This is a genomic window from Methylobacterium sp. WL7, from assembly GCF_008040085.1.
Taxonomy (GTDB): Bacteria; Pseudomonadota; Alphaproteobacteria; order Rhizobiales; family Beijerinckiaceae; genus Methylobacterium; species Methylobacterium mesophilicum.
In genome coordinates this window covers 1-2,215 of the sequence record NZ_VRVG01000278.1, presented here as the reverse complement: position 1 = coordinate 2,215, position 2,215 = coordinate 1, and the positions used below count along the sequence as shown (strand labels likewise).

General features: G+C 66.2%; 2 pseudogenes. Both read left to right on the top strand.

Annotated elements, in window-relative coordinates:
• Positions 1–505: 505 nt before the first annotated feature.
• A pseudogene (locus FV233_RS29145) lies at positions 506–1,160 on the top strand (IS3 family transposase); the annotation flags it as partial.
• A gap of 111 nt (positions 1,161–1,271) precedes the next feature.
• A pseudogene (locus tag FV233_RS29140) lies at positions 1,272–2,215 on the top strand (ISL3 family transposase); the annotation flags it as partial.

The following is a 2,215-nucleotide window of genomic DNA, read 5'->3' as shown; positions in this document are numbered from 1 at the left end:
GCGGGGCGTACTTTTCTATATCTTAGAAGTTAATATTGATTAAGGTTGGAAATTAATGGCTCCCCGGGAGCGCAACGGTTGGGGGATAGTCGCGGACGAGCTTGTCGAAGTAGGTCGCGATGCGGTGGAGGCCTCCCTGACGATTTGAGGTCAAGGATTCGTTAGCGATTGCGTTAGCGGCGTATGTCATGCCGCACGAGCCGCTTGCGGCCAAGCCTATCTGAGATAACCGGTGGGACGCATCTACCCCGCAGGTCGAAGCGCATCCAGCCTGCGTTACAGTGTCGAGATTAGACCGTGAATGCCGCCAGGGCTTCGACCAGCACCTCGCGCCGTGGGCATGTAGTTGGCGTTGCCCGGTGGCAATATCAGAACGACGGAACAACCGACTACAGCGGGGAGCGCATGGATCGAGATGCTTTAAGTCTCGCGCGAGAGGCCGACTGATCCTCCCCGGCTCTATGGACACCTCTGATACGCTCCTTGTGGGCTGGGAAGGTGTTTGATGGCGAAGACGAGACGGGAGTTCACGCCCAAGTTCAAACGCGAGGCGGTGGCCCTGCTGGAAAGCAGTGGGCGACCACAGATGCAGATCGCGGCTGAACTCGGGATCGAACCGTCCCTGCGGAGGCAGTGGCGCACGGCGCTGATGGGGAGCCCTCCATCGCTGCGCGCAGCCGGATCGCTAAAAACTGCATCCGCGAGCCCGGTGACTTCCGCCTCCGACCAGGCGGCAGAGATCGCTCGCCTGCGGCGTGAACTCGACCGGACGCGCATGGAGCGCGACCTCCTAAAAAAGCGATCGGCATTTTCGCGAAGATGCCCAAATGACGTTCGCTTTCATCGAGCAGCATGCGAGCACCTGGCCGGTGCGTCTCATGTGCCGCGTGCTCGAAGTCTCTCGCAGCGGCTACTACGACTGTCGATCCCGTCCCGAGAGTGCCCGGTCGGCGTCCAACCGTCGCCTGCTCGACGACGTCCGGCGTATTCATGCCGGCCATCACAGGCGCTACGGCTCGCCTCGGGTGCATGCCACCCTCTGTGCGGAGGGAGGAACGGCCAGTCGCGGGCGAGTGGAGCGCCTGATGCGCCGTCATCGCATCCGAGCCCTGGCAGGGCGCCGATTCCGGCCCCGCACGACCGACCGCCGCCACGATCTGTCAAACAGCGTTGAACATTGGTTCTTACGCACTTTCGGTGCTGAGCGGTGGTTTGGACGTTGATTCGCATGTTGGCCCGAGGGCAGTGCGATGCCGATCTCGAACCCTTCGTTGCCGTCGGTCCCGGACGACCTGCACGTCGATGGTCTGACGCTGGACACGTCCCGGTTGCTGATCACCGCCCGAACCACGGCAGCCCAAGCCTGCTGTCGGGTCTGCGGGCGTGCGTCAGTGCGGGTGCACAGCAGGTATTGGCGGACGTTCGACGACCTGCCCTGACAGGACCGGTCGGTGGCGTGGCGGGTGCAGGTGCGCCGCTTCCGCTGCGGCCATTGCCCGGGGCGGATCTTTGCCGAACGCGTGCCGGGGCTGGGTACGCGCAAGGCGCGCCGCAGCGACCGGTTGGCCGCGGCGCAGACCGACATCGGCATGGTGCTGGGTGGTGAGGCCGGCGCACGGTTGTCGCGGCGGCTGGCCATGCCTGTCAGCGGCGACACCGTCCTGCGCCTGATCCGTCGTCGCGGGACCGTACCGTCTCCGCCGCCGCGGGTCATCGGCATCGACGATTGGGCGTCGCGGCGCGGCCGGTCCTACGGCACCAACGTGTGCGACTTGGAGCGGCGGCGCGTCATCGATCTGTTGCCCGGCCGCTCGTCGGCACCGGTGCGAGATTGGCTCACCGCCCATCCGAGCGTGACCGTCGTCAGTCGTGACCGTTCGGGACCCTACGCCGAGGCCGCGCGCACGGGAGCACCGACGGCGACGCAGGTCGCGGATCGCTGGCACCTGCTCGTCAACGCCTCCGAGGCCCTGCGCGGCATCGTCGAGCGGCACCAGTCCGAGATCCGAGACGTGGCGCACCGCGCCGTGCACGACCCCGCCGGCTCCCCTGATCTGGCGAAGACAGCGCCAACGAACGTGAGCAGCCGGCGACGCGACCGCTGCGAGGCGGCCCTGTGCCTCCACGGCGAAGGTCTGCCGACCAAAGAGATCGCTCGCCGTCTCGGCGCATCCCGCAACGCCGTGCGCCGCTGGGTGCGGGCGGGCCGGTTCAT